This window comes from Variovorax paradoxus NBRC 15149, assembly GCF_001591365.1.
GTDB classification, from domain to species: Bacteria; Pseudomonadota; Gammaproteobacteria; order Burkholderiales; family Burkholderiaceae_C; genus Variovorax; species Variovorax paradoxus.
The window spans coordinates 2,871,684-2,889,353 of the sequence record NZ_BCUT01000001.1 but is presented as its reverse complement, the minus strand read 5'-3'; the positions used below and the strand labels follow the sequence as shown (position 1 = coordinate 2,889,353).

Below are 17,670 nucleotides of genomic sequence, written 5' to 3'. Positions count from 1 at the left end.
TGGGTTCGCGGGCTCGGAGGGTCAGTCCTCGAGCAGCGAACGCAGCATCCATGCGGTCTGGTCGTGCACGGTGCAGCGCGCGGTCAGCATGTCGGCCGTCGGGTCGTCGCCGGCTTCCTCGGCCACGGGGATGAATTCGCGTGCGATGCGCGACACGGTTTCGTGGCCCTTGACCAGGATGCGCACCATCTCCATCGCCTTGGGCGGGGTCTGGGGCACGTCGGGCACGGTGGCGATCTTGCTGAACTCGGCGTAGGAGCCCGGTGCGTAGTGGCCCAGCGCGCGGATGCGCTCGGCAATGATGTCGGTGGCGCCCCAGAGCTCTGTGTACTGGCCCATGAACATCGCATGCAGCGAGTTGAAGTGCGGCCCCGTCACGTTCCAGTGGAAGTTGTGGGTCGTGAGGTAGAGCGTGTAGGTGTCGGCCAGCACGCGGCTCAGGCCCTCGGCAATGGCGGCGCGGTCCTGGCGCTCGATGCCGATGTTGATGAGGGGCGCGTTGCGGCTGCCCGATTCCTGCGCCACCACGGTGCCGCCCTTCTTGGGCACCTTGCCGGACGACGATGCTTTCTTCGATGCTTTGGCCATGGCTGGAAACTCTTTCTTCAGGTTTTGCGGAACACGCCGTTATTCTGAAAGCCGACCCGCGGCTTCGCAACAGCGCCACTCTATCCCGGCGATCAACGAATTCGAACGGCCCCCGCGTAGGCGAAGTTCGCGTCTTTCCCTCTACGACAGCCGCTTGACGCCCGGCAGCTCGCAGGCATAGATCGCGTTGCGCAAGGCCGCGATCGCCTCGTAGCGCGTGAAGGTGCGGCGCCAGGCCAGCACCACGCGCCGCGTCGGCGGATCGCGGTCCTGCGCGTCGCGCACCGGCAGGTAGCGCACCATCTGCTCGGGCTCCTTGCGTCCCTTGACCTTGGGCTTGAGGGCTTCGGCCGGCACCGACAGGCGCGGCACCAGCGTCACGCCCATGCCCGATGCCACCATGTGCTTGATGGTCTCGAGCGACGAGCCCTCGAAGCTCTTGCGGATGCCCTCGGCGTTGCTCGAGAAGCGCGCGAACTCGGGGCAGACCTCGAGCACGTGGTCGCGAAAGCAGTGGCCGGTGCCCAGCAGCAGCATGGTCTCGTTCTGCAGCTCTTCCGAAGTGACCGATTCGCGGTCGGCGAACTTGTGCTTCGTGGGCAGCGCCGCCATGAAGGGCTCGTCGTACAGCGGCGCCATGGCCAGGCCGGTGTCGGGGAAGGGCTCGGCCATGATCGCGCAGTCGATCTCGCCGGCACGCAGCATCTCGAGCAGCTTGGCGGTGAAGTTCTCCTGCAGCACCAGCGGCATCTGCGGCGTGCGCGCAATCACCTGGCGCACCAGGTCGGGCAGCAGGTAGGGCCCGATGGTGTAGATCACGCCGAGGTTCAGCGGGCCGGCCAGCGGGTCTTTTCCGCGCTTGGCGATTTCCTTGATGCTGGCGGCCTGGTCGAGCACGCTCTGCGCCTGCTGCACGATCTGCTCGCCGAGCGGCGTGACGGTGACTTCGCCGGCACTGCGCTCGAAGAGCTTGACCTCGAGTTCGTCCTCGAGCTTCTTGATGGCCACCGAGAGGGTGGGTTGGGAGACGTAGCAGGCCTCGGCCGCCTTGCCGAAGTGCCGTTCGCGGGCCACTGCGACGATGTATTTGAGTTCGGTGAGAGTCATAGCTTGCTTCAATTATGCGCAAGCGTCCGTGACCGAGCGTTCTCTGGGGTCGGCCTGCGGATAATGGTGGCCCCATCGACACCGGTGCAGCCATGACCTTGTCCACCTATCTGCTGTTCCTGCCGGCCTGCTTCGCCATCAACATGGCTTTCGGCCCCAACAACCTGCTGTCGGTCACCAACGGCGCGCGCCACGGCGTTTCGCCGGCGGTCATCGCGGCCGGCGGGCGCCTCGCGGCCTTCGCCATCATGATCGCCATCGCGGGCCTGGGCATGGGCGCGGTGCTGGTCGCGTCGGAGCTGGCCTTCGACGTCATCAAGTACATCGGCGCCGCCTACCTTGTGTGGATCGGCGTCCGCCTGCTGCGCGCCCCGGCGCCGGCGGCCGAAGCGCAGGCAGCGGACGCGGCCGCGCCGCCCTCGATGCGCGCGCTGGTGCGCCAGGAGTTCACCGTGGCGGCGGGCAATCCCAAGGCGATCCTGGTGTTCACGGCCTTCTTTCCGCAGTTCGTGGTGCCGGGGGCCTATGCCACCAGCTACCTGCTGCTGGGCACCACCTTCCTGCTGCTCGAAGTGGTTGCGATCGCGCTCTACGCGATGCTCGGCGCCCGCATGCGCCGGCTCGCCAACGGCAGCCGCGCGATGCGCTGGTTCAACAAGGTGAGCGGCAGCATGATGGTCGGCTTCGGGCTGCTGCTGGCCTTCACGCGCCGCCCCGCCGCCTGAGCGAGGCCTTCAGGCCTTCAGGTACTCGGCCTTGGTGCCGAGCCAGCGGTCGATGTGGCGCTGGGCCAGGTCGGGGTGCTTGTCGAGCATCAGCGGCGCGAGTTCGCGCGCCCAGTCGAGCAGCATCGTGTCGGTGCTGAGGTCGGCAAAGCGCAGCAGCGGCGCGCCCGACTGGCGCGCACCCAGGAATTCGCCGGGGCCGCGGATCTCGAGGTCGCGCCGCGCGATCTCGAAACCATCGCTGGTTTCGGCCATGGCCTTGAGCCGGGCGCGGGCCGCTTCGCCGACACGGCCGCTGTCGCCCGGCGCGTAGAGCAGCACGCAGGCCGAGGCCGCGGCGCCGCGGCCCACGCGGCCGCGCAGCTGGTGCAGCTGCGAGAGCCCGAAGCGCTCGGCATGCTCGATCACCATCAGCGAGGCGTTCGGCACGTCCACGCCCACCTCGATCACCGTGGTGCTCACCAGCACCTGGATCTCGTTGGCCGTGAAGGCGGCCATCACCGCCTGCTTCTCGGCCGTGGGCATGCGCGAATGCAGCAGCCCGACGTTGACGGCCGCGCCGAGCGCATCGGCGAGCTCGTCGCGCGTCTCGGTGGCGTTGCGCAGGTCGACCGCTTCGCTCTCCTCGATCAGCGGGCAGACCCAGTAGACCTGCCGGCCCTGCGCGATCTGCGCCTGGATGCGGTCGATCACCTCCTCGCGCCGGTGGTCGGCCACCAGCTTGGTGACGATGGGCGTGCGGCCCGGCGGCAGCTCGTCGAGCGTGGAAACGTCCAGGTCGGCGTAGTAGCTCATCGCCAGCGTGCGCGGGATCGGGGTGGCGCTCATCATCAGCAGGTGCGGCTCGAGATGGCCCACGGCCTTGCCGCGCAGCGCGAGCCGCTGCGCCACGCCGAAGCGGTGCTGCTCGTCGATGATCGCCAATGCGAGGTTCTTGAAGCGCACCTTCTCCGAAATGACGGCATGGGTGCCGATGACCAGCGCCGCCTCGCCGCTCTCGACCGCGGCCGACATTGCGTCGCGCTCCTTCTTCTTCTGGCTGCCGGTGAGCCAGGCCACGCGCAGGCCGCGCTCGGCCAGCAGTGGATCGAGCCAGCCGACCAGCTTGCCGAAGTGCTGGGCCGCGAGGATCTCGGTCGGCGCCATCAGCGCGCACTGGAAGCCCGCATCGATGCAGCGCGCCGCCGCGAGCGCCGCCACCACGGTCTTGCCCGAGCCCACGTCACCCTGCAGCAGCCGGTGCATCGGGATCTCGCGGCCGAGGTCGCGCGTGATTTCCTCGCCCACGCGCTGCTGCGCGCCGGTCAGGCCGAAGGGCAGCACCGCGAGCAGTTGCGCATGCAGCGAGCTCGCCTGCGGCTCGGCCGAGGAAGGCAGCATCGGCGCCCGCTGCGCCGCGCGCTCCAGCCGCGCCTGCAATTGCGAGAGCTGCTGCGCGAGCAGCTCTTCCGCCTTGATGCGCTGCCATGCCGGATGGCTGTGGTCTTCCAGCGTGGCCATGGCCACATCGGGTGTCGGGTAGTGCAGGAAGGTCAGCGAACTGCGCAGGTCCCAGGCGCCGCGCCATCCGATCTGCACGGGGATCGTCTCGTCGAGCACCGCGCGAGCCAGGCCCGAGCGCACCTCGCGCCGGAGCACCGGCTGCGGCAGCCCGGCAATGGTCGAGTAGACCGGCGTCAGTGCCTGCGGCAATGCCGTGCCGGCCGCCTTGACGGTGGGATGCATCATCTGCCGCCCGACGAAGCCGCCGCGCATCTCGCCCCGCACGCGCACGCGCGCGCCGACGGCCAGCTGCTTCTGCTGCGAGGGGTAGAAATTGAAGAAGCGCAGCTGGCAGGTGTCGCTGCCGTCGTCGATGGTGGCGATCAGCTGCCGGCGCGGGCGGAACACCACCTCGCATTCGGTCACCACGCCCTCGACCTGCGCCATGTCGCCGTCGCGCGTGTCGGCCAGGCGCACGATGCGCGTCTCGTCTTCGTAGCGCATCGGCAGGTAGAGCGCGAAGTCGATGTCGCGCACCAGGCCGAGCTTGCGCAGCGCGCGCTGCACGGCGCTCAGCCCGGCCCCGGGCGCGGCCGGAGCGGCAGCGGGCGGGCTTGTGGTCTTTTCGGGCGGCACGGACTTCGCGGAAGCGGGCATGGGACAATTCTGCCCGGCTCCGGCCACGTCTCGCTCATCTTCCACGCCTCCTTGGCACGGGCCCGTCCGGCCCTCAAGCACCATGCGCGCCTTCACGCTTTCCGATTTCGATTTCGACTTGCCGCCCGAGCTGGTGGCACAACACCCGGCCTCCGAACGCACCGCCTCCCGTCTGCTCGACGGCACCGGCAGCACCCCGGCCGACCGCATCTTCAAGAGCCTGCCCTCGCTGCTGCGCGCGGGCGACCTGCTGGTCTTCAACGACACGCGCGTGGTCAAGGCGCGCCTGTTCGGCGAGAAGCCGACCGGCGGCAAGCTCGAACTGCTGGTCGAGCGCGTGCTGCAGGGGCAAGAAGTGGTGGCGCACATGAAGGTCAGCAAGAAGCCGCCCGTGGGCACGATGCTGCAGATGGTCGGCGGCTTTCGCGCCACGCTGCTGGGCCGCTGGCCGGAGGAAGACGGCGCGCTGTTCCGCTTCGCTTTCGAGAGCGATGCCGGCGAGGACCCGTACGCATTGATGGCCCGCTGCGGCCACGTGCCGCTGCCGCCCTACATCACGCACAGCGATTCGGCCGACGACGAGCGTCGCTACCAGACCGTGTTCGCGCGCGTGCCCGGCGCCGTGGCTGCGCCGACCGCCGCACTGCATTTCGACGAGGCGCTGCTGGCCGAACTCGAAGCGCGGGGCGTGCAGCGCGCCAGCGTCACGCTGCACGTGGGCGCCGGCACCTTCCAGCCGGTCAAGACCGAGAACATTGCAGAGCACACGATGCACGCCGAGCGCTACGAAGTGCCCGAGGCCACACAGCGCGCGATTGCCGAGTGCAAGGCGCGCGGCGGCCGCGTGGTCGCGGTCGGCACCACCACCGTGCGCACGCTCGAATCGTGGGCCAAGAGCGGCGAGGCCGCGGGCGACACGCGCATCTTCATCACGCCGGGCTTCGTGTTCGAGCATGTCGACCTGCTGGTCACCAACTTCCACTTGCCCAAGAGCACGCTGATGATGCTGGTCTCGGCCTTTGCGGGCTATGAACGCGTGATGGCGCTCTATGCCCACGCCATCGCGCAGCACTACCGCTTCTTCAGCTACGGCGACGCCATGCTGCTGGCGCGCGCTGCTCCCGCATGAAACCCCTCAACACCATCCGCTCCTCGCTGGCCGCGATCGCATTCGGATGCGCGCTGCTGCTGCCCGTGGCCGTCCAAGCACGCGGCTACACGCCGCAGGGTCTGTGCGGCGGCTATGCGCGGCTGGACATCGGCAGCCCCGCGGGCACCTGCGTCGCGCTGCTGGCCGACGAGGCCCAGGGCCTGCGTGCGCCCCGGCGCATCCTCGAGGTGGCGCCGGGCCGCTACTGGGTCGTCGACATGGGCTCGTGGGAGCCGCGCCGCGGCCGCCTGCTCGAGATGGTGCTGCCCACCGAGGGCCCGGCGCCGCGGCGCGCGCGCTTCAGCGTGCTGGCCGAGCAGCTCGACCGGCCGCTCGGCCTTGCCGCCGGACCCGACGGCAGGATCTACATCGGCGAGTCGGGCATGATCTGGCGCACACCCATCCCTTCTTCGCCCGGCGGCGCGCTGCAGCGCGAAACGGTGATCGACGGCCTGCCGGGCGACGGCACGCATCCGCTCAAGGAACTGGCCTTCGGACCGGACGGGCGGCTCTACGTCAACGTCGGCTCCGACTCCGATGCCTGCCGCGATGCCTCGTCGAAGCAATACCCGCTGCCCTGCCCCGACCTGGCCGGACCGAAGCCGCGCGCCGCGGTGTACGAGGCCGTGCTCGCCGGGCCGGACCACAAGCTGCAGAGCTTCAAGCCCTTTGCCACCGGCCTGCGCAACTCGGTCGCCTTGACCGTGCTGCCGGACGGCCCCGCCAAGGGCACCGTGCTGCAGGGCGAGAACTCCATCGATTACGAAGACGTGGGCCAGCCGCCCGAAGAGCTGAACCGGCTGCAGGCCGGGCGCGACTACGGCTGGCCCTATTGCGTGGGCAACCGCCAGCCCGCGCGCGGCTACGAGAACCGGCCGGGTTGCAAGGCCACCGAGGCGCCGCTGATGCTCTGGCCCGCGCACGCCGCGCCGCTGCAGATGATCACCGGGCCCGCGGGCAGCCGCTTCGCGGGCCAGCTGCTGGTTGCCTGGCGCGGCCACCAGCCGCCCGGCCACCGCGTGGTGGGCTACAGGCTCGATGCGCGCGGCCTGCCGTCGGGCAAGCCGGTCGAATGGCTCGCCGGCTGGAGCCCCAAGGCCGGCGTGCGGCCGATGGGCCGGCCCACCGGCATCACCGTCGACCGGCAGGGCCGCCTGCTCGCCGTCGAAGACTTCAACCGTACCATCCTGATGCTGCTGCCGGACACCGGCGCCGCCCCCCAGAAATGACCGCCACCACGTCCTCCCTGCCGCGCCTGAAGTTCGAACTTCTCAAGACCGATCCCGCGAGCCACGCGCGCCGCGGCACGCTCACGCTCAACCATGGCGTGGTGCAGACGCCGATCTTCATGCCCGTGGGCACCTACGGCACCGTCAAGGGCGTGATGCCGCGCAGCCTCGAGGAGATGGGCGCGCAGATCATCCTGGGCAACACCTTCCACCTGTGGATGCGCCCCGGCCTCGACGTGATGGCCAGCTTCGGCGGGCTGCATTCGTTCGAGAAATGGAACAAGCCCATCCTCACCGACTCGGGCGGCTTCCAGGTCTGGTCGCTGGGCGCGATGCGCAAGATCAGCGAGGAAGGCGTGAAGTTCGCCTCGCCCGTCAACGGCGACAAGCTGTTCCTCACGCCCGAGGTGTCGATGCAGATCCAGACCATCCTCAACAGCGACATCGTGATGCAGTTCGACGAGTGCACGCCCTACGACACCAAGGGCCACATCACGACCGAGGCCGAGGCGCGCATCTCGATGGAACTGAGCCTGCGCTGGGCCAAGCGCTGCCAGCACGAGTTCGCGCGGCTCCAGAACCCGAACGCGCTGTTCGGCATCGTGCAGGGCGGCATGTTCGAGAACCTGCGCGAGGAATCGCTCGCGGCGCTGGTCGACATGGACTTTCCGGGCTACGCCATCGGCGGCGTGAGCGTGGGCGAGCCCAAGGAAGAGATGCTGCACATCATGGGCCACACGCCGCACCGGCTGCCCGCGAACAAGCCGCGCTACCTGATGGGCGTGGGCACGCCCGAAGACCTGGTGCAGGGCGTGGCCGACGGCGTCGACATGTTCGACTGCGTGATGCCGACCCGCAATGCGCGCAACGGCACGCTGTTCACGCGCTTCGGCGACCTGAAGATGCGCAATGCGCGCCACAAGAGCGATCCGCAGCCCATCGACCCGAGCTGCACCTGCCATGCCTGCGCGGGCACCTCGGGCGTTTCGTGGAACGACGGCGGGCGCGAGGGCTTCAGCCGTGCCTACCTGCACCACCTCGACCGCTGCGCCGAGATGCTCGGGCCGATGCTCGCCACCATCCACAACCTGCACTACTACCTGAACCTGATGCGCGAGATCCGCGAATCGCTCGAGGCGGGCACCTTCACGGAATTCCGCGCGCGGTTCAAGTCGGAGCGCGCGCGCGGCATCTGAGGCGCAGGGCTACTTCGGCGGCTGGATCGCGAGCGGCGTGGCGTAGGGCTCGATGCGCAGCAGCTCGTTCCTGAACACCACGATCTGTTTGAGCGGCGCCTGCACCAGCGCGCCGCCCGCGTCCTTGTGCGAGGCGTACTGCCACAGCGTGAGCTGGCCCTTGGCCGCGAGCTGAGCGGCCAGCCGCTCAACGGCCGGGTTGGAACCCGGGCCCAGCTGCGCCGCATCGGCACCCACGATCACCTCGTCGCGCGGCGAGACCACCTTGAAGAGCTGCATGGAGGCCGCCGCCTGGGCGCGCACCGGGCGCACCGCCAGCGCGACGGGAAGAAGCGCCAACCCAAGAAGGGTGCGGCGGAAAAGCGTGTTCGTCGTCATGGAGAAGGAGCGTAGCCACGCACGGCCGCGCCGGCCATTCACCGTAAGCCATACGCCGGCCGGCGCCCCCTCGCGCGGCAGGGGCACGCCCATCCGGTACGCTTGCCGCCCGTGTCCATCGCCGTTGCTGCATTCACATGACCACCGACGCCTCACCACTTTCGTCCTACACCGCCCGCTATCCTTCGCTGGCCGGCCGCACCGTCTTCATCTCCGGCGGCGCGAGCGGCATCGGCGAGGCGCTGGTGCGGGCCTTCCATGCGCAGGGCGCGAAGGTCGGCTTCTGCGACCTCGACACGGCCGCCGGCACCGCGCTCGCGGCGCAGCTCCAAGGCGCAACGCCCGCGCTGTTCCGCGAATGCGACGTGACCGACACGGCGGCGCTCGCGGCCACCATTGCCGCGGTGCGCGCGCAATTCGGCCCGATCGGCGTGCTGCTCAACAATGCCGCCAACGACCGGCGCCACGAGATGGCCGAGGTCACGAGCGAAGACTTCGACCGCCTCGTGGCCGTCAACTTCAAGCACCAGTTCTTTGCCGCGCAGGCCGTGGCCGACGACATGCGCGCGCTGGGCGGCGGCTCGATCATCAACTTCGGCTCGATCAGCTGGATGATCAAGGGCCGCGGCTACCCGGTCTACCAGGCCTGCAAGGCGGCCGCGCGCGGCCTCACGCGCTCGCTGGCGCGCGACCTGGGCAAAGAGAACATCCGCGTCAATTCGATCGTGCCGGGCTGGGTGATGACCGAGCGGCAGATCAAGCTGTGGGTCAAGCCCGAGTCGGCCGCGGAGATCGATGCGGCGCAATGCCTGCCGGGGCGCGTGATGGCGGAAGACATCGCCGCGATGGCGCTGTTCCTGGCGGCCGACGATTCGAAGATGTGCACCGCGCAGGACTACGTGGTGGATGCCGGCTGGACATAAATAGGCTCGCCCCCAGTCTTCGCGCACTTCGTGTCGCTACGCCAACCCCCTACCGGGGGCAACACCAGCGGCCCGGCGAAGCCGGTTCCGCGGTGTTCCTGGAAATTCCTTTTTCGGCAGAAGCCGCCTTTATTTAGTCGCGCAGTTCGGCTGGCAGCGTGCCGCCATTGGCGGCGATGCGAGTCATCACCTGCTTGTGCAGGCCGATGTTCCATTCGGCCGAACCCGGTTCGCCGTTGCTGTAGAGAATTTCGCTGGCCAGTTCCTTGCGCGCGGCGAGGCTGCTGTCCAGGCCCAGCAACTTGAGCAGGTCGACGATCGAGGTGCGCCAGTTCAGGCCGGCGGCACCAGGCATCGCGTCCAGGACGGCGGGCACGTCGCCCAGTGGGATCGCAGGCGGCGGTGCAACAGCGGCCGGCGCGCCGGGTGCAGCCGCCGGCGGTGCGGCGACGACTTCAGCGGCGTTGGCCGACGGAAAAATCTTGGAAAAAATCTTGCCGAAAATGCTCATGGGTGTGCTCCGTCAATGTGAATGGGAAAACCCGCGGCACGGCGTTGCGTGACGCAGCCCGGGGTTGTAGCACGACCGTGCGGCGCTTTCGCTACGTGGCCGGCTGAACCGGCGCGCCCGGCGTGACCGATTGCGCAGTGCCGGTCACAGATGTGTGCGGCGCCTGCGTTGCGGCCGCGGAGGTACCGCAGGCATGGCAGAACTTCGAGAACGCGCTCTTGCGCGTCTCGCACTGGCCGCAATGGTCGAACAGGCCGATGCCGCAGTGCGGGCAGAAGTCGATCTCGCCGTTCTTCAAATCGACCGGGCGCTCGCAGCCGGGGCACACGCCCTTGCCGAGCCGCGCGAGCGCGACGTCGTAGCTGAGTTCCTCGCGCCGCACCTGGTCGGGCTGCTGCTCGGCGAGCTTCTGGCGCGCGAGGTAGGCATTGAGCGCCACGATCGCATAGCGCCCGACGAGCACCGTCACCACAATGCCCACCACGTAGCGCACGTAGCCGCCGTAGCTCGGCAGGTAGGGCACCAGCTCGACGAAGAAAGCGAACAGCGCAAAGAAGATGAAACCCCAGACGAAAGGCCAGTAGGTGCTCTTGCGCTTCCTTGCGAACAGCCAGCCGGCCACGACCAGCAGCGGCAGCGTGAGCGCCAGGCGGTAGGCGAACACGCGCAGTTCGACGCGGCGGTACTCGGCGTTGAGCTTTTCCCGCGCATCGCGCTCCAGCAGCGACAGCGCCTCGCGGGCGCGCTGCTCGGCCTGGCGCGCGTCGAGCACGGCCTGCTGCTGCGCATTCACCAGGCGCTGGACCTCGTCCTCCTTCTGCTTGAAGGCATCGAGCTGCTTGGTGCGTGCGATCAGCTCCGTGTCCTGGTCGGGCTGCGCGGTGGCGCGCCGCGTGGCGATCCAGTTGCCGAAGGTCTCGCGCGCGTTGGCGCTGGCCTGCCGAGCGGCGCTCTGCTGCAGGCGGACCTGCTCCAGCTGCCGCGTCGCCTGCAGCTCGGCGGTCTCCGACGCCTTGATGGTGCTGCGCAGCGGCTCGGCCGCGGGGCGGTCGATGAAGTCGTCGAGCTCGAGCGCCCGCTCGACCCGCGGCAGGTCGTCCACGACGGCGCCGCCGAGCCCGATCAAAAAGCTCGCGAACGCCAGCGCCACGAGCCAGAGCCCGCGGCGAAACCATTTTTCGGACAGACGCAGTGACTTGCTCATTTCATTCTTTCGGTAGGAGAGAGATTTCTTGTGGCAGCTTGAACGCCACCGGCGCCGCGCCGAGCCCCGCGCGCGGCATCCATGCGAACACCGAGTCGACCGTCACCGTCTCGATGCGGTCCGAGAACCGCTTCTCGTTCGGATGGTCGTCGAAGGCCACGTTGGCCGAGCCCACGCGGCCGCCCAGCCGCGTGAGCGGGCCGAGCCTGAGCGTGGTCGGCTCGTAGCCCTTGAACTGCATCCATGCCTGCGCCTGCGCGCGGCTGTTGATGGTGGCCGGCTCCATCGCCGCGGCCAGCGTCTCGATGGCCCACTGGTTCGACTGCTGGTACTTCTGCCCCCAGGCGTAGCTCACGATGCTGTAGGGCGCGATGTTCAGCCGCACGATGCGCGCAGGCGGCTCGCGGAGCGCGGCCAGCAGCTGCGCCTGCACGGCAGGCGTGGGCACGACCCAGGCAGCCTCGTAGCGCCACAGGTCGTCGAGGAAGAACTCGCCAAGCCCCTGCCGGTAGACCGCGGCCACGGCGCTGCCGCACTGGTTGAGCTTGTGCACCACGCGCCATGGACCCTCGTCGCTCTTGTAGGCGATGCCCAGGTGCGAATAGCGCAGGCCGTACTTGCCCAGGTCCTGCCCGGCGCGCGCCAGCAGCACGGCGCGCGCGCCGCTGGCATCGAGCTGCTGCGAGGTGCGCTCGGCCATCTGCATGCCCTTGACGATCAGTTCGGCGGTCGGCCTGGCCTGTTCGCAGGAGCGGCCGGCCTGCGCCTGCAGCGGCAGCGCCACAGCGAGCGCGAGCAGGAGCGCAGGAAAGACCGCGCGCTTCACGACAGCCTCTCGTTGTGCAGCAGCGCGCGGCCGATGGCATTGGGCACGAAGGCCAGCACCTCGCCCGCGGCCGACAGCACGACGCCGCTGCCGATCACGCTGACCAGGACGCCCGTGCCCACCGCCGCCGACACGCCGTTGGCCGCGCGCCCCATCACCTTGACGCTGGCACGCGCGCCGTCCGAGGCACGCTCCAGCAGGTAGACGGTGCCATCGGCCGAGGCCTCGACCGCCACCACCGTGAGCATCGAGCCGCCCACCGAGAGTGCGGCGGGCAGCGCGACCACGGCCGTGGCGGAAGCGCCCACCGCGGAGGCAGCGCCCACGACCGAGGCCACCGGCAGCAGCGAGAGCGCGGCCGAAGCCTCGCTCTGCGCCTGGGCATGGAAGGGCAGCGCGGCGCCCGCGAAAGCGGTGCAGGCGGCAACCAGAAGCGCAGCAACGGATTTTTTCATGGCGGTCTTTCGTGGATGGATGATGAAGAAGAAGGCGGCGCTCATTCGGCCGAGCCGGCGGCAGCGGCTTCCTGGCGGGCGGCGCGGCGGCCCTGCAGGCGCGCGTCGATCAGGTCGGCCTCGTGGCGGTCGCGCAGGGTCTTGGCCAGCGTGAAGGCCGAGCTGATCAGGAACAGCCAGCTCACACCGAGGAAGGCCTTGTAGGCGTCGTTGATCTCCATGCGGACCAGGCCCCAGCCGGTCAGGCCCATCGCGGTGAAGAAGCTGCCCCAGACCACCAGGCGCCACATCGGCACGTCGCGGCTCGCTGCCGTGCCGCCGGCGCCTGCCGGCTGGCTGTCGCGCACGAACTTGGCCAGCATGAAGGCGGTGCTCAGGCAGAACACATAGCCCATCACCATGAACGCGCGGTCCAGCGCCTCGCCCGGCAGCCAGCTCAGGCCGGTGGCGCACAGGAACACGGCGGCCGCGAACGAAGCCCAGACCTGGAACTGCCAGGCCCGCGTGTCGCGCTGGATCGAAACGGTGGTGGAAGGGAAGGTTTGCATGCGTGCCTCGCGGCGTAGTGAAGGTGAGCGAATGATGGTTCGCTCCCGCACCGCGGGGCTCGAATGCTTCGACCAGTCCCGGTTTGAGCCGCTACTGGTATCTCGAAAGGATACTTTTTGCCGCCTCAGGCGGCCAGCAAACCGCTCACGCGCTGCTGCAGCGCCTCGGGCCGCACCTCGACCGGCGGCACGGCATGGCCGACGTTGAGCCCCACGCGGCTGAAGAAGCCGCGGCGGAAGGGCTTGGCCATGGCCACGTTCTCGCCGCCGCGCAGCTCGATGCGGCTGAAGTACGAGCCCCAGAGGTTGGTCAGCGCCATCGGGATCACCGGCGGCTCGATGCCTTCGGCACGCGCGCTTTCGATGATCTTCATCACGCCGCCCTTGAAGGGCTGCAACTGGCCGTCGCGCGTGATCGCGCCCTCGGGAAAGATGGCCAGCAGGTCGCCTTCGCGCAGCACGCCCAGCGCCCTGGCAAAGGCCGCTTCGTAGGCCGCCGGGTCTTCCTTCTGCGGCGCGATCGGAATCGCCTTGGCCAGCTTGAACAGCCAGCCGAGCACCGGCACCTTGAAGATGCGGTGGTCCATGATGAAGCGGATCGGGCGCGGGCTCGCGGCCATCAGCAATATCGCGTCGATGAAGCTCACGTGGTTGCACACCAGCACCGCGGCGCCTTCGGTGGGAATGTGCTCGTCGCCCTTGATCTCGAAGCGGTAGACGAAGTGCGACAGCATCCACGCGATGAAGCGCAGCAGGTATTCCGGCACCAGCATGAAGATGTAGAACGCCACCAGCGCGTTGGCAATGCCCGTGAACAGGAAGATCTGCGGAATCGTGAAGCCGGCGCCGAGCAAGGCACCCGCGATCACCGAGCTGCCGATCATGAACAGCGCATTGAGGATGTTGTTGGCCGCGATGATGCGTGCGCGGTGCGTGGGCTGGCTGCGCAGCTGGATCAGCGCGTACATCGGCACGCTGTAGAGCCCCGCGAAGAGCGACAGCAGCGCCAGGTCGGCCATCACGCGCCAGTGCGCGGCCTGGCCCATGAAGGCGCCCAGCCCCATGCCGGCGGACGGCGGCAGCGCGCGCGACGCAAAGTACAGGTCGATGGCGAACACGCTCATGCCGATCGCGCCCAGCGGCACCAGGCCGATCTCCACCTGCCGCCGGCTCAGCGTCTCGCACAGCAGCGAGCCCGCGCCGATGCCCACCGAGAACACCACCAGCAGCAGCGAGGCCACCTGCTCGTCGCCGTGCAGCACTTCCTTCGCGAAGCTGGGGAACTGGCTCAGGAACACCGCGCCGAAGAACCACATCCACGAGATGCCCAGGAGCGAGCGGAACACCACGATGTTGCCGTGCGCGAGCTTGAGGTTGCGCCAGGTCTCGCTGAACGGGTTCCAGTTGATCACCAGGCCCGGGTCGGTGGCGGGCGCCGGCGGAATGGCCTGCGCCACGCCGCGCCCGACCAGTGCCAGCAGCACGCAGGCCACCGCCACCGTGGCGTGGCCGACCTGCGGCAGCGCCACCAGCAGCCCGCCCGCCACCTGCCCGAGCAGGATGGCGACGAAGGTGCCCATCTCGACCATGCCGTTGCCGCCCGTGAGCTCGCGCGCGTCGAGCACCTGCGGCAGGTAGGCAAACTTGACCGGCCCGAACAGCGTGGAATGCAGGCCCATGAGGAACACGCAGCCCAGCAGCACCACCGCATCGGCGCGCACGAAGCCCCAGGCCGCAATCAGCATGATCGCGATCTCGAGGTTCTTGACGAAGCGGATCATCTTCGTCTTGTCGAACTTGTCGGTGAGCTGCCCCGCCGTGGCCGAGAACAGCAGGAACGGCAGGATGAACAGCGCGCCGATGGCCAGGCCCGCCATGGCCGGCGGCATCCAGCTCAGCTGGAGCTGGTAGGTCACCATCACGGTGAAGGCGAACTTGAAGAGGTTGTCGTTGGCCGCGCCCGCGAACTGGGTCCAGAAGAAGGGCGCGAAGCGCCGCTGCCTGAGAAGCGCGAACTGGTTGGCGTGGGCGTTCGCCTCGTGGGGCGCGGTGGCGGCAGTGGCAGCAGCGGCGGGGGTTGTCATTCGAAGAATTCTCCTCATGCCGTCAGGGCGGCGGCTGCGTCGGGATTGTGCCGCAGCAGGGTCGCGCGCCAGTTCATGTCGAGCTTGCGCAGCGCCGCCAGCACCGGCAGGCCCGCCAGCGATGCGGTCAGGTGCTTGAGGGTGTGGCCCGAAACCACCTGCTGCGTCGCCTCGTAGATCGCGTGGTCCGCCAGTTCGGAGACCTTGGCCAGCGCATAGAAGCAGATCACCCAGCCCAGCTTGAGCCCGACCGCGCCGCGCATCGGCGTGGCCAGCGCGAGCGTCAGCACCAGCGCCATGCCGCCGAACTGCACGATCGCCCAGGGCAGCACGTTGCCGCTTTCCTGGAACACCTCGGCCGACAGCAGCCCGGCCATCAGCACGAACCAGGCGGCCGGCCAGCCGGCGCGCTGGCTCACGCGCTCGCAGACCGCGATGCCGATCAGCCCCGCAAAAGCCACCGCCATGCCGGCGCGGTCGGCCGCGAGCCGGGCGCCGTCGGGCATCAGGTGGAAGAAGGCCGATCCCGCGGCCGTGGCAACCAGCCCCGCGAAGAAAAGCCAGGCGCAGTCGAGCGTGTTGTCCGGCGGGTCGTTGGCCGGCGGTGCCAGCGGGAACTGCGCCAACGCCTCCTGGTGGGCGCGGTCGATCCGGTTGAGCCGGTACAGGCCCCAGAAGCCGATCAGCAGGAAGGGCAGGTTGCTCAGCACGTCCATCGCGTTGGGCAGGCCGTGCCAGCTGCGGTCGTCGGCAAACACGGCGGCAATGGCCACCTCGGCCGCCGGCAGGGCAGGTCCGAACAGGGCCACCAGCGCGAGCAGCGCGAAGGTGAAGAGCAGTCCGCGTTCGCGGCGGCTGAGGGTGGGCAAAGGCATGGCGGTCCTCGGTGGTGGATGGCAGGAGCCGCGGAATTTAGTTGCCAGTCGCTCCACAGGCATCGAGAATCGATACGAGGCACTAATTCACACCTTTCGGTATCTTTTTCTAATACCTTCTTCCGCAACGCCACCCTCATGAGCACCACCGTCGACCTCGTCCAAGCCCTCAAGAACGAACTCAAGAGCGCCCGCATGACCTACGCCGACCTGGCGCGCTCGCTCGACATGGCCGAATCCAGCGTGAAGCGCATGCTGGCCAAGAGCGACATGCCGCTGTCGCGGGTCGACGCGATCTGCCGCGCGCTCAAGATCGACTTCGCCGAGCTGGCGCGCCGCGTGGCCGACGCCCAGCCGCTCCTGAAGGAACTCACGCACGAGCAGGAAAAGGCGGTGGTCAAGGACAAGAAGCTGCTGCTGGTGGCCATCAGCGTGCTGAGCCAGTGGACGCTGGAGCAGATCGTGGCGGCCTACCGGATCAGCGAGGCCGAGTGCATCGGCTGCCTGGCGCAACTGGACCGCATCGGCATCATCGAGCTGCGCCCGCTGAACCGCTACCGGCTGAAGCTGGCCAAGACCTTCCGCTGGCGGCCGCACGGCCCGGTGATGGAGTTCTTCCGCGAGAACGTGGTGCTCGACTACTACGCGGGCGGCTTCGACGGCCCGGCCGAGGGCCTGCTGCTGGTGCACGGGCAGATCAGCCGCTCGCTCGCGCCGGCCTTCCTCGAACGCCTGCAGCGCGTGGCGCAGGACTTTGCGCAGCAGCACCAGACCGACCAGAAGCTGGCCGCGAAGGACCGCGAGGGCTACACGCTGCTGCTGGGCATGCGGAACTGGGAGTTCGAGGCCTTCACGCGCCTGCGCCGCGCCTGACGATCAGGGCTTCGCGGCTTCCAGCGCGTCGCGCGTAGAGCGTGCGGCCTTTTGGGCCGCCTCGGCAAAGTCGTCGCCCGAGGAGGCGTAGATGATGGCGCGCGACGAGTTCACGATGATCGGCGCATCGGGGCGCCAGCCGGCGCGCACCGTGGCCACGGCATCGCCGCCCTGGGCGCCGACGCCGGGGATCAGCAGCGGCACCGTCGGTGCGAGTTCGCGCACGCGCTCGATCTCGGCCGGGTAGGTCGCACCCACCACGAGGCCGAGCTGGCCGTTGAGGTTCCACGGGCCCTGCGCCAGCCGGGCGACGTGTTCGTAGAGGAAGGGCTGGCCCTCGATGCCCGCCAGGCGCTGGCCCTGCAGGTCGGAGCCGCCGGGGTTGCTGGTGCGGCAGAGCAGGAAGGCGCCCTTGCCCTGGTGCTTGAGGTAGGGCGCCACCGAGTCGAAGCCCATGAAGGGCGACAGGGTCACGGCGTCGGCGCCGTAGCGCTCGAAGGCCTCGATGGCGTACTGCTCGGCCGTGGAGCCGATGTCGCCGCGCTTGGCGTCCAGGATCACGGGCACGCCGGGCGCGTTGCGGCGCATGTGCTCCATCAGTTGTTCGAGCTGGGCTTCGGCGCGATGGGCCGCGAAATAGGCGATCTGCGGCTTGAAGGCGATGACCAGGCCGGCCGTCGCGTCGACGATGCGCGCGCAGAAGTCATAGATGCGGCTGGCGTCGCCCTTGAGCTGCCCCGGGAACTTGGCTGGCTCCGGATCGAGCCCCACGCAGAGCAACGAACCGTTTGTTTGCTGTGCGGTGGCCAGCTTGTCGAGGAAAGTCATGGGGTCCGATTTTAAGGACCCGGCCGCCGGC

General features: G+C 69.0%; 18 protein-coding genes. 6 read left to right on the top strand and 12 right to left on the bottom strand.

Annotated elements, in window-relative coordinates; genetic code table 11:
* Positions 1-21: 21 nt before the first annotated feature.
* Together VPA02S_RS13440 and VPA02S_RS13435 are read right to left on the bottom strand one after the other, a co-directional pair.
* A complete protein-coding gene (locus VPA02S_RS13440) occupies positions 22-588 on the bottom strand; it encodes a Dps family protein (RefSeq protein WP_062364108.1) in 567 nt (188 codons plus the stop codon).
* A 141-nt stretch (positions 589-729) separates the two neighbouring features.
* Complete coding sequence (locus VPA02S_RS13435; RefSeq protein WP_015867805.1) at positions 730-1,695, bottom strand: LysR substrate-binding domain-containing protein; 966 nt, start codon at positions 1,693-1,695, stop codon at positions 730-732.
* Between the two features lie 92 nt (positions 1,696-1,787).
* Here VPA02S_RS13435 and VPA02S_RS13430 point away from each other — a divergent pair, with 92 nt between their 5' ends.
* Entirely contained in the window at positions 1,788-2,420 is a 633-nt protein-coding gene (locus tag VPA02S_RS13430; RefSeq protein ID WP_018905182.1) for a LysE family translocator, read from the top strand.
* Positions 2,421-2,429: 9 nt separating this feature from the next.
* Here VPA02S_RS13430 and recG read toward each other — a convergent pair whose 3' ends face one another.
* Positions 2,430-4,559 (bottom strand): ATP-dependent DNA helicase RecG, encoded by a 2,130-nt coding sequence (recG, locus tag VPA02S_RS13425; RefSeq protein ID WP_027730904.1) that lies wholly within the window; start codon positions 4,557-4,559, stop codon positions 2,430-2,432.
* Positions 4,560-4,641: 82 nt separating this feature from the next.
* On the opposite strand from recG, the gene queA reads away from it, so the two are divergent.
* From queA to tgt, 3 genes are read left to right on the top strand one after another with little or no spacing between them, the layout of a single operon-like run.
* Positions 4,642-5,688: a tRNA preQ1(34) S-adenosylmethionine ribosyltransferase-isomerase QueA gene (queA, locus tag VPA02S_RS13420; protein WP_062364106.1), complete on the top strand. Its 1,047-nt coding sequence runs from the start codon at positions 4,642-4,644 to the stop codon at positions 5,686-5,688.
* On the top strand, positions 5,685-6,938 hold the full coding sequence (locus tag VPA02S_RS13415) for a PQQ-dependent sugar dehydrogenase (RefSeq protein WP_062364104.1): 1,254 nt from the start codon (positions 5,685-5,687) through the stop codon (positions 6,936-6,938). Before queA ends, VPA02S_RS13415 begins: the two co-directional genes overlap by 4 nt.
* On the top strand, positions 6,935-8,134 hold the full coding sequence (gene tgt, locus VPA02S_RS13410) for a tRNA guanosine(34) transglycosylase Tgt (RefSeq protein WP_062364102.1): 1,200 nt from the start codon (positions 6,935-6,937) through the stop codon (positions 8,132-8,134). Before VPA02S_RS13415 ends, tgt begins: the two co-directional genes overlap by 4 nt.
* A 9-nt stretch (positions 8,135-8,143) precedes the next feature.
* Here tgt and VPA02S_RS13405 read toward each other — a convergent pair whose 3' ends face one another.
* Entirely contained in the window at positions 8,144-8,512 is a 369-nt protein-coding gene (locus VPA02S_RS13405; protein ID WP_244883457.1) for a hypothetical protein, read from the bottom strand.
* A gap of 137 nt (positions 8,513-8,649) precedes the next feature.
* Between VPA02S_RS13405 and VPA02S_RS13400 the strand changes: the two genes are divergently transcribed.
* The gene (locus VPA02S_RS13400; protein WP_062364098.1) at positions 8,650-9,435 is read left to right on the top strand and encodes an SDR family NAD(P)-dependent oxidoreductase; all 786 of its coding nucleotides are present in this window, start codon (positions 8,650-8,652) and stop codon (positions 9,433-9,435) included.
* Positions 9,436-9,568: 133 nt separating this feature from the next.
* On the opposite strand, the gene VPA02S_RS13395 is transcribed toward VPA02S_RS13400, so the two are convergent.
* The 7 genes from VPA02S_RS13395 to VPA02S_RS13365 all read right to left on the bottom strand — a co-directional run bounded on the left by VPA02S_RS13395 (position 9,569) and on the right by VPA02S_RS13365 (position 15,938).
* On the bottom strand, positions 9,569-9,946 hold the full coding sequence (locus VPA02S_RS13395) for a DUF3597 domain-containing protein (protein ID WP_015867813.1): 378 nt from the start codon (positions 9,944-9,946) through the stop codon (positions 9,569-9,571).
* Between the two features lie 91 nt (positions 9,947-10,037).
* Positions 10,038-11,150 (bottom strand): zinc ribbon domain-containing protein, encoded by a 1,113-nt coding sequence (locus tag VPA02S_RS13390; protein WP_062364096.1) that lies wholly within the window; start codon positions 11,148-11,150, stop codon positions 10,038-10,040.
* A 1-nt stretch (position 11,151) separates the two neighbouring features.
* A complete protein-coding gene (locus VPA02S_RS13385) occupies positions 11,152-11,976 on the bottom strand; it encodes a DUF2145 domain-containing protein (protein ID WP_062364094.1) in 825 nt (274 codons plus the stop codon).
* Positions 11,973-12,431, bottom strand: a complete 459-nt coding sequence (locus tag VPA02S_RS13380; protein ID WP_155736567.1) for a hypothetical protein — start codon at positions 12,429-12,431, stop codon at positions 11,973-11,975. The genes VPA02S_RS13385 and VPA02S_RS13380 overlap by 4 nt, the downstream gene beginning before the upstream one ends.
* Positions 12,432-12,472: 41 nt before the next feature.
* Complete coding sequence (locus tag VPA02S_RS13375) at positions 12,473-12,979, bottom strand: YiaA/YiaB family inner membrane protein (protein WP_062364091.1); 507 nt, start codon at positions 12,977-12,979, stop codon at positions 12,473-12,475.
* Between the two features lie 125 nt (positions 12,980-13,104).
* On the bottom strand, positions 13,105-15,063 hold the full coding sequence (locus VPA02S_RS13370; RefSeq protein WP_062364088.1) for an MFS transporter: 1,959 nt from the start codon (positions 15,061-15,063) through the stop codon (positions 13,105-13,107).
* Positions 15,064-15,077: 14 nt separating this feature from the next.
* Positions 15,078-15,938, bottom strand: coding sequence for a hypothetical protein (locus VPA02S_RS13365; RefSeq protein ID WP_062364087.1), 861 nt, complete (start codon positions 15,936-15,938; stop codon positions 15,078-15,080).
* Positions 15,939-16,076: 138 nt separating this feature from the next.
* Between VPA02S_RS13365 and VPA02S_RS13360 the strand changes: the two genes are divergently transcribed.
* Positions 16,077-16,811 (top strand): helix-turn-helix domain-containing protein, encoded by a 735-nt coding sequence (locus VPA02S_RS13360; RefSeq protein ID WP_015867820.1) that lies wholly within the window; start codon positions 16,077-16,079, stop codon positions 16,809-16,811.
* A 3-nt stretch (positions 16,812-16,814) separates the two neighbouring features.
* Here the strand turns inward: VPA02S_RS13360 and pyrF are convergent, their stop codons facing one another.
* Positions 16,815-17,639: an orotidine-5'-phosphate decarboxylase gene (gene pyrF / locus VPA02S_RS13355; RefSeq protein ID WP_015867821.1), complete on the bottom strand. Its 825-nt coding sequence runs from the start codon at positions 17,637-17,639 to the stop codon at positions 16,815-16,817.
* Positions 17,640-17,670: the final 31 nt, after the last annotated feature.

What these genes read in the sequence shown, in the direction of transcription:
- VPA02S_RS13390 (WP_062364096.1), bottom strand. Translation starts at nt 11,150, where the DNA reads ATGAGCAAGTCACTGCGTCTGTCCGAAAAATGGTTTCGCCGCGGGCTC.
- VPA02S_RS13415 (WP_062364104.1), top strand. Translation starts at nt 5,685, where the DNA reads ATGAAACCCCTCAACACCATCCGCTCCTCGCTGGCCGCGATCGCATTC.
- VPA02S_RS13365 (WP_062364087.1), bottom strand. Translation starts at nt 15,938, where the DNA reads ATGCCTTTGCCCACCCTCAGCCGCCGCGAACGCGGACTGCTCTTCACC.
- VPA02S_RS13360 (WP_015867820.1), top strand. Translation starts at nt 16,077, where the DNA reads ATGAGCACCACCGTCGACCTCGTCCAAGCCCTCAAGAACGAACTCAAG.
- VPA02S_RS13400 (WP_062364098.1), top strand. Translation starts at nt 8,650, where the DNA reads ATGACCACCGACGCCTCACCACTTTCGTCCTACACCGCCCGCTATCCT.
- VPA02S_RS13395 (WP_015867813.1), bottom strand. Translation starts at nt 9,946, where the DNA reads ATGAGCATTTTCGGCAAGATTTTTTCCAAGATTTTTCCGTCGGCCAAC.
- VPA02S_RS13430 (WP_018905182.1), top strand. Translation starts at nt 1,788, where the DNA reads ATGACCTTGTCCACCTATCTGCTGTTCCTGCCGGCCTGCTTCGCCATC.
- VPA02S_RS13405 (WP_244883457.1), bottom strand. Translation starts at nt 8,512, where the DNA reads ATGACGACGAACACGCTTTTCCGCCGCACCCTTCTTGGGTTGGCGCTT.
- pyrF (WP_015867821.1), bottom strand. Translation starts at nt 17,639, where the DNA reads ATGACTTTCCTCGACAAGCTGGCCACCGCACAGCAAACAAACGGTTCG.
- VPA02S_RS13440 (WP_062364108.1), bottom strand. Translation starts at nt 588, where the DNA reads ATGGCCAAAGCATCGAAGAAAGCATCGTCGTCCGGCAAGGTGCCCAAG.
- recG (WP_027730904.1), bottom strand. Translation starts at nt 4,559, where the DNA reads ATGCCCGCTTCCGCGAAGTCCGTGCCGCCCGAAAAGACCACAAGCCCG.
- VPA02S_RS13380 (WP_155736567.1), bottom strand. Translation starts at nt 12,431, where the DNA reads ATGAAAAAATCCGTTGCTGCGCTTCTGGTTGCCGCCTGCACCGCTTTC.
- tgt (WP_062364102.1), top strand. Translation starts at nt 6,935, where the DNA reads ATGACCGCCACCACGTCCTCCCTGCCGCGCCTGAAGTTCGAACTTCTC.
- VPA02S_RS13375 (WP_062364091.1), bottom strand. Translation starts at nt 12,979, where the DNA reads ATGCAAACCTTCCCTTCCACCACCGTTTCGATCCAGCGCGACACGCGG.
- VPA02S_RS13435 (WP_015867805.1), bottom strand. Translation starts at nt 1,695, where the DNA reads ATGACTCTCACCGAACTCAAATACATCGTCGCAGTGGCCCGCGAACGG.
- VPA02S_RS13370 (WP_062364088.1), bottom strand. Translation starts at nt 15,063, where the DNA reads ATGACAACCCCCGCCGCTGCTGCCACTGCCGCCACCGCGCCCCACGAG.
- queA (WP_062364106.1), top strand. Translation starts at nt 4,642, where the DNA reads ATGCGCGCCTTCACGCTTTCCGATTTCGATTTCGACTTGCCGCCCGAG.